The following is a 7747-nucleotide window of genomic DNA, read 5'->3' as shown; positions in this document are numbered from 1 at the left end:
ATTTTTGCGAGATGGCTCTCATTATACGTGTTCTGTTAATTAATGAGCACAGTGATAATTAATGGCGAAATGAATGACGCGCATTTTCCACATATTTGAGTTGTGGTTATTACACCATTTCAAAAACTCAACGCCAGGTAATGCGGCCTATTGACTGGTTAAAAAGAAGACATCCCGCATGGGTACCAAAGACAACAAGGATTTCCAGGCTAATCTTATGGATTAATCTGCTGTGCATTCAACAATTTGTCTGACAAATTGGCTTTTCCTTATGTCTTTTCCCGCTAAATTTATGCACGTTCTCACTGTAATTCTGCGATGTGATATTGCTCTCCTATGGAGAATTAATTTCTCGCTAAAACTATGTCAACACGGTCACTTATCTTTTAGATAAAAGGTAATGCTTTGTTTTCCGATTAATTTAACGAATGTCATTCGTTTTTGCCCTACACAAAACGACACTAAAGCTGGAGAGAACCATGCACAAATTTACTAAAGCCCTGGCAGCCATTGGTCTGGCAGCCGTTATGTCACAATCCGCTATGGCGGAGAACCTGAAGCTCGGTTTCCTGGTGAAGCAACCGGAAGAGCCGTGGTTCCAGACCGAATGGAAGTTTGCCGATAAAGCCGGGAAGGATTTAGGGTTTGAGGTTATTAAGATTGCCGTGCCGGATGGCGAAAAAACATTGAACGCGATCGACAGCCTGGCTGCCAGTGGCGCAAAAGGTTTCGTTATTTGTACTCCGGACCCCAAACTCGGCTCTGCCATCGTCGCGAAAGCGCGTGGCTACGATATGAAAGTCATTGCCGTGGATGACCAGTTTGTTAATGCCAAAGGTAAGCCAATGGATACCGTTCCGCTGGTGATGATGGCGGCGACTAAAATTGGCGAACGTCAGGGCCAGGAACTGTATAAAGAGATGCAGAAACGGGGTTGGGATGTCAAAGAAAGCGCGGTGATGGCGATTACCGCCAACGAACTGGATACCGCCCGCCGCCGTACAACGGGTTCTATGGACGCACTGAAAGCGGCCGGATTCCCGGAAAAACAAATTTATCAGGTACCTACCAAATCTAACGACATCCCGGGGGCATTTGACGCTGCCAACTCAATGCTGGTTCAACATCCGGAAGTTAAACATTGGCTGATCGTCGGTATGAACGACAGCACCGTACTTGGCGGCGTACGTGCAACCGAAGGTCAGGGCTTTAAAGCAGCCGATATCATCGGTATTGGTATTAACGGTGTGGATGCCGTAAGCGAACTGTCTAAAGCACAGGCAACCGGCTTCTACGGTTCCCTGCTGCCAAGCCCGGATGTTCATGGCTATAAATCCAGCGAAATGCTTTACAACTGGGTAGCAAAAGACGTTGAACCGCCAAAATTTACCGAAGTTACCGACGTGGTACTGATCACGCGTGACAACTTTAAAGAAGAACTGGAGAAAAAAGGTTTAGGCGGTAAGTAATTTGCCGGAAAAATTCCCCTCTGCATGATGCAGAGGGGGTGTGAACGACCAGTGATTCACGGAGACGTTATGCAACAGTCTACCCCGTATCTCTCATTTCGCGGCATCGGTAAAACGTTTCCCGGCGTTAAGGCGCTGACGGATATTAGTTTTGACTGCTATGCCGGTCAGGTTCATGCATTGATGGGTGAAAATGGCGCAGGAAAATCAACTCTCTTAAAAATCCTCAGCGGCAACTATGCGCCAACCACGGGTTCTGTAGTGATTAATGGGCAGGAAATGTCCTTTTCCGACACGACCGCAGCACTTAACGCGGGTGTGGCGATTATTTACCAGGAACTGCATCTCGTGCCGGAAATGACCGTCGCGGAAAACATCTATCTCGGCCAGCTGCCGCATAAAGGCGGCATTGTGAATCGCTCATTGCTGAATTATGAGGCGGGTTTACAACTTAAACATCTTGGTATGGATATTGACCCGGACACGCCGCTGAAATATCTCTCCATTGGTCAGTGGCAGATGGTTGAAATCGCCAAGGCGCTGGCGCGTAACGCTAAAATTATCGCCTTTGATGAGCCAACCAGCTCCCTTTCTGCCCGCGAAATCGACAATCTTTTCCGCGTTATTCGTGAACTGCGAAAAGAGGGGCGGGTGATCTTATACGTTTCTCACCGTATGGAAGAAATATTTGCCCTCAGCGATGCCATCACTGTCTTTAAAGATGGACGTTATGTCAAAACCTTTACCGATATGCAGCAGGTTGACCACGACGCGCTGGTGCAGGCGATGGTCGGGCGCGACATTGGCGATATCTACGGCTGGCAACCGCGTAGTTATGGCGAGGAGCGCCTGCGTCTTGATGCTGTGAAAGCACCAGGCGTGCGTACGCCAATAAGTCTGGCGGTTCGCAGTGGTGAAATTGTTGGGCTGTTTGGTCTGGTAGGGGCGGGGCGTAGCGAATTAATGAAAGGCATGTTTGGCGGGACGCAAATCACCGCCGGTCAGGTTTATATCGACCAACAGCCGATCGATATTCGTAAACCGAGCCACGCCATTGCCGCAGGCATGATGCTCTGCCCGGAAGATCGCAAAGCGGAAGGCATTATTCCCGTGCACTCCGTTCGCGACAATATCAACATCAGTGCCAGACGTAAACATGTGCTCGGCGGTTGTGTAATCAACAACGGTTGGGAAGAAAACAATGCCGATCACCACATTCGTTCGCTCAACATCAAAACGCCGGGCGCGGAGCAACTGATCATGAATCTCTCAGGCGGAAATCAGCAAAAAGCCATTCTGGGCCGCTGGTTATCGGAAGAGATGAAGGTCATTTTGCTGGATGAACCTACGCGCGGCATTGATGTTGGCGCTAAGCACGAAATATATAACGTAATTTATGCGCTGGCGGCGCAGGGCGTGGCGGTGCTGTTTGCCTCCAGCGACTTACCTGAAGTCCTCGGCGTTGCCGACCGGATTGTGGTGATGCGGGAAGGTGAAATCGCCGGTGAATTGTTACACGAGCAGGCAGATGAGCGTCAGGCACTGAGCCTTGCGATGCCTAAAGTCAGCCAGGCAGTTGCCTGAGTAAGGAGAGTATGATGTCTTCTGTTTCTACATCGGGGTCTGGCGCACCTAAGTCGTCATTCAGCTTCGGGCGTATCTGGGATCAGTACGGCATGCTGGTTGTGTTTGCGGTGCTTTTTATCGCCTGTGCCATTTTTGTCCCGAACTTTGCCACCTTCATTAATATGAAAGGTTTGGGCCTGGCAATTTCCATGTCGGGGATGGTGGCTTGTGGCATGTTGTTCTGCCTTGCTTCCGGTGACTTTGACCTTTCTGTCGCCTCCGTAATTGCCTGTGCGGGTGTCACCACGGCGGTGGTTATTAACCTGACTGAAAGCCTGTGGATTGGCGTGGCAGCGGGCTTGTTGCTGGGCGTTCTCTGTGGCCTGGTCAATGGCTTTGTTATCGCCAAACTGAAAATAAATGCTCTGATCACGACACTGGCAACGATGCAGATTGTTCGAGGTCTGGCGTACATCATTTCAGACGGTAAAGCGGTCGGTATCGAAGATGAAAGCTTCTTTGCCCTTGGTTACGCCAACTGGTTCGGTCTGCCTGCGCCAATCTGGCTCACCGTCGCGTGTCTGATTATCTTTGGTTTGCTGCTGAATAAAACCACCTTTGGTCGTAATACCCTGGCGATTGGCGGGAACGAAGAGGCTGCGCGTCTGGCGGGTGTACCGGTTGTTCGCACTAAAATTATTATCTTTGTTCTCTCTGGTCTGGTATCAGCGATAGCCGGAATTATTCTGGCTTCACGTATGACCAGTGGGCAGCCAATGACGTCGATTGGTTATGAGCTGATTGTTATCTCCGCCTGCGTTTTAGGTGGCGTTTCTCTGAAAGGTGGCATCGGAAAAATCTCATATGTGGTGGCGGGTATCTTAATTTTAGGCACCGTGGAAAACGCCATGAACCTGCTTAATATTTCTCCTTTCGCCCAGTACGTGGTTCGCGGCTTAATCCTGCTGGCAGCGGTGATCTTCGACCGTTACAAGCAAAAAGCGAAACGCACTGTTTGATGCTTTTTTCCACAACAATTTAACGTTTTTTCCCACCACAGCCAGCCGCCACAACGGTTGGCTGTTCTTCGTTGCAAATGGCGACCCCCGTCACACTGTCTATACTTACATGTCTGTAAAGCGCGTTATGCGCAACACAATAAGAAAAGAGAAGGAGGAGAACCGGGTGACAGAACCGTTAACCGAAACCCCTGAACTATCCGCGAAATATGCCTGGTTTTTTGATCTTGATGGAACGCTGGCGGAAATCAAACCGCATCCCGATCAGGTCGTCGTACCTGACAATATTCTGCAAGAACTTCAGCTACTGGCAACCGCAAGTGATGGTGCATTGGCATTGATATCAGGGCGCTCAATGGTGGAGCTGGACGCACTGGCAAAACCTTATCGCTTCCCGTTAGCGGGCGTGCATGGGGCGGAGCGCCGTGACATCAATGGTAAAACGCATATCGTTCATCTGCCGGATGCGATTGCGCGTGATATTAGCGTGCAACTGCATACGGTCATCGCCCAGTATCCCGGCGCGGAGCTGGAGACGAAAGGGATGGCTTTTGCGCTGCATTATCGTCAGGCTCCGCAGCATGAAGACGCATTAATGACATTAGCGCAACGTATTACTCAGATCTGGCCACAAATGGCGTTACAGCAGGGAAAGTGTGTTGTCGAGATCAAACCGAGAGGTACCAGTAAAGGTGAGGCGATTGCTGCCTTTATGCAGGAAGCTCCCTTTATCGGGCGAACGCCCGTATTTCTGGGCGATGATTTAACCGATGAATCTGGCTTCGCAGTCGTTAACCGACTGGGCGGAATGTCAGTAAAAATTGGCACAGGCGCAACTCAGGCATCATGGCGACTGGCGGGCGTACCGGATGTCTGGAGCTGGCTTGAAATGATAACCACCGCATTACAACAAAAAAGAGAAAATAACAGGAGTGATGACTATGAGTCGTTTAGTCGTAGTATCTAACCGGATTGCACCACCAGATGAGCACGCCGCCAGTGCCGGTGGCCTTGCCGTTGGCATACTGGGGGCACTGAAAGCCGCAGGCGGACTGTGGTTTGGCTGGAGTGGTGAAACAGGGAATGAGGATCAGCCGCTAAAAAAGGTGAAAAAAGGTAACATTACGTGGGCCTCTTTTAACCTCAGCGAACAGGACCTTGACGAATACTACAACCAATTCTCCAATGCCGTTCTCTGGCCCGCTTTTCATTATCGGCTCGATCTGGTGCAATTTCAGCGTCCTGCCTGGGACGGCTATTTACGCGTAAATGCGTTGCTGGCAGATAAATTACTGCCGCTGTTGCAAGACGATGACATTATCTGGATCCACGATTATCACCTGTTGCCATTTGCGCATGAATTACGCAAACGGGGAGTGAATAATCGCATTGGTTTCTTTCTGCATATTCCTTTCCCGACACCGGAAATCTTCAACGCGCTGCCGACATATGACACCTTGCTTGAACAGCTTTGTGATTATGATTTGCTGGGTTTCCAGACAGAAAACGATCGTCTGGCGTTCCTGGATTGCCTTTCTAACCTGACCCGCGTCACGACACGTAGCGCAAAAAGCCATACAGCCTGGGGCAAAGCGTTTCGAACAGAAGTTTACCCGATTGGCATTGAGCCAAAAGAAATAGCCAAACAGGCTGCCGGGCCACTGCCGCCAAAACTGGCGCAACTTAAAGCGGAACTGAAAAACGTACAAAATATCTTTTCTGTCGAACGGCTGGATTATTCCAAAGGTTTGCCAGAGCGTTTTCTCGCCTATGAAGCGTTGCTGGAAAAATATCCGCAGCATCATGGTAAAATTCGTTATACCCAGATTGCACCAACGTCGCGTGGTGATGTGCAAGCCTATCAGGATATTCGTCATCAGCTCGAAAATGAAGCTGGACGAATTAATGGTAAATACGGGCAATTAGGCTGGACGCCGCTTTATTATTTGAATCAGCATTTTGACCGTAAATTACTGATGAAAATATTCCGCTACTCTGACGTGGGCTTAGTGACGCCACTGCGTGACGGGATGAACCTGGTGGCAAAAGAGTATGTTGCCGCTCAGGACCCAGCCAATCCGGGCGTTCTTGTTCTTTCGCAATTTGCGGGAGCGGCAAACGAGTTAACGTCGGCGTTAATTGTTAATCCCTACGATCGTGACGAAGTTGCAGCTGCGCTGGATCGTGCATTGACTATGTCGCTGGCGGAACGTATTTCCCGTCATGCAGAAATGCTGGACGTTATCGTGAAAAACGATATTAACCACTGGCAGGAGTGCTTCATTAGCGACCTAAAGCAGATAGTTCCGCGAAGCGCGGAAAGCCAGCAGCGCGATAAAGTTGCTACCTTTCCTAAGCTTGCGTAGGAGCGGTTAATCTCCCGTAAGTGGAACTAACAGCACATCGACCTCACTTGAGGCAATCACTCTTTTCGCCGAGCAGGATGCTCGCGAAAAGAAACTGTGATTGTGATTACCGCAAATCACCAAATCGAAATGATATTTGCGACAAACTTCCAGAATATGTTCGCTTAACTCACCGTAGGCAATAAACGTCTTGTCAACGGGATACCCCGCATCCTGAATTAACTTATCAAGAAAGCTTTGCGTTTCTTCCTGCATCACGCTGCGTAAATCTTCAAGCATCGGCGCAGCTAATTGATTGTACATTTCCGGGTCGGAAGCGAGAGTAATTAAACTGATGTGTCCCTTTACTGGCCTGGCGATAGATACCGCTTTTGCCAGCAGTTGCTGACTTTCCGGTGTAACCGCAACAGCGACAAGAATATTGCTATAGCTCATAACCTGTTCCTTATTCTGTGAACTTCAGGTGACATTAAAGCTTTACTCCTAATGGAGAAACGACGCAATCCCAACTCAGTCAAACAGGTAAATATTAGTCTGATTATTAGTAAAGACAATTAATCAATCACTCTCGGTGATTATATGATTTCAACTGTAATTATAAGAAAATAATGTACTGATTCCCCGCATTAAACAAGCGGTTAATATATACAAAACATTTTATTAACATTGAGTTGATTGCTGCCTTTTTTTGTATTTAATTAGTTTGTTGTGCGGTAAGTGTCTGTTTAAAAATAGCTTATCTGGTATTGCATGAAAGTGATTATTTATAGCAGATGATTATTTACGGTGAGTTATTTTAACTGTGCGCAACATCCCATTTCGATTATTCCTGTTTCATTTTTGCTTGCTAGCGTAGCGAAAAACTTTTTAACAGATTGAAATACACCCAAAACAAAAGTATGACTTATACATTTATGTTAAGTAATTGAGTGTTTTGTGTGATCTGCATCACACATTATTGAAAATCGCAGCCCCCCTCCGTTGTATGTGCGTGTAGTGACGAGTACAGTTGCGTCGATTTAGGAAAAATCTTAGATAAGTGTAAAGACCCCCTTCTATTTGTAAGGACTTATTAAACCAAAAAGGTGGCTCTGCTTATTGCAGCTTATCGCAACTATTCTAATGCTAATTATTTTTTACCGGGGCTTCCCGGCGACATCACGGGGTGCGGTGAAACCGCATAAAAATAAAGTTGGTTATTCTGGGTGGGAATAATGCATACCTCCGAGTTGCTGAAACACATTTATGACATCGGTGATGCTGCCAACTTACTGATTTAGTGTATGATGGTGTTTTTGAGGTGCTCCAGTGGCTTCTGTTTCTATCA

Annotated in this window: 6 protein-coding genes; 5 read left to right on the top strand and 1 reads right to left on the bottom strand. The window is 48.0% G+C overall.

The features are described from left to right. Positions 1-479: 479 nt before the first annotated feature. The 5 genes from araF to otsA all read left to right on the top strand — a co-directional run bounded on the left by araF (position 480) and on the right by otsA (position 6420). A complete protein-coding gene (gene araF, locus OQV04_RS22500) occupies positions 480-1469 on the top strand; it encodes an arabinose ABC transporter substrate-binding protein AraF (RefSeq protein ID WP_000548675.1) in 990 nt (329 codons plus the stop codon). Positions 1470-1538: 69 nt separating this feature from the next. Further along, entirely contained in the window at positions 1539-3053 is a 1515-nt protein-coding gene (gene araG / locus OQV04_RS22495) for an arabinose ABC transporter ATP-binding protein AraG (RefSeq protein WP_001187819.1), read from the top strand. Between the two features lie 14 nt (positions 3054-3067). Then, complete coding sequence (araH, locus tag OQV04_RS22490; RefSeq protein WP_000100205.1) at positions 3068-4054, top strand: arabinose ABC transporter permease AraH; 987 nt, start codon at positions 3068-3070, stop codon at positions 4052-4054. Between the two features lie 166 nt (positions 4055-4220). Continuing rightward, the gene (gene otsB, locus OQV04_RS22485; RefSeq protein ID WP_032281055.1) at positions 4221-5021 is read left to right on the top strand and encodes a trehalose-phosphatase; all 801 of its coding nucleotides are present in this window, start codon (positions 4221-4223) and stop codon (positions 5019-5021) included. Then, positions 4996-6420, top strand: coding sequence for an alpha,alpha-trehalose-phosphate synthase (gene otsA / locus OQV04_RS22480; protein ID WP_001295646.1), 1425 nt, complete (start codon positions 4996-4998; stop codon positions 6418-6420). The genes otsB and otsA overlap by 26 nt, the downstream gene beginning before the upstream one ends. Positions 6421-6426: 6 nt before the next feature. Here the strand turns inward: otsA and uspC are convergent, their stop codons facing one another. Beyond that, complete coding sequence (uspC, locus tag OQV04_RS22475; RefSeq protein WP_000122432.1) at positions 6427-6855, bottom strand: universal stress protein UspC; 429 nt, start codon at positions 6853-6855, stop codon at positions 6427-6429. Between the last annotated feature and the right edge of the window lie 892 nt (positions 6856-7747).

Source organism: Escherichia sp. Lx600-2, from assembly GCF_036662595.1.
Classification (GTDB): Bacteria; Pseudomonadota; Gammaproteobacteria; order Enterobacterales; family Enterobacteriaceae; genus Escherichia; species Escherichia coli.
Note: the sequence above shows the minus strand (reverse complement) of the source record. Positions and strands in the feature narration are given on the sequence as shown.

Coding starts and splice junctions, on each gene's coding strand:
- araF (WP_000548675.1), top strand. CDS start 480: ATGCACAAATTTACTAAAGCCCTGGCAGCCATTGGTCTGGCAGCCGTT.
- araG (WP_001187819.1), top strand. CDS start 1,539: ATGCAACAGTCTACCCCGTATCTCTCATTTCGCGGCATCGGTAAAACG.
- araH (WP_000100205.1), top strand. CDS start 3,068: ATGTCTTCTGTTTCTACATCGGGGTCTGGCGCACCTAAGTCGTCATTC.
- otsA (WP_001295646.1), top strand. CDS start 4,996: ATGAGTCGTTTAGTCGTAGTATCTAACCGGATTGCACCACCAGATGAG.
- uspC (WP_000122432.1), bottom strand. CDS start 6,855: ATGAGCTATAGCAATATTCTTGTCGCTGTTGCGGTTACACCGGAAAGT.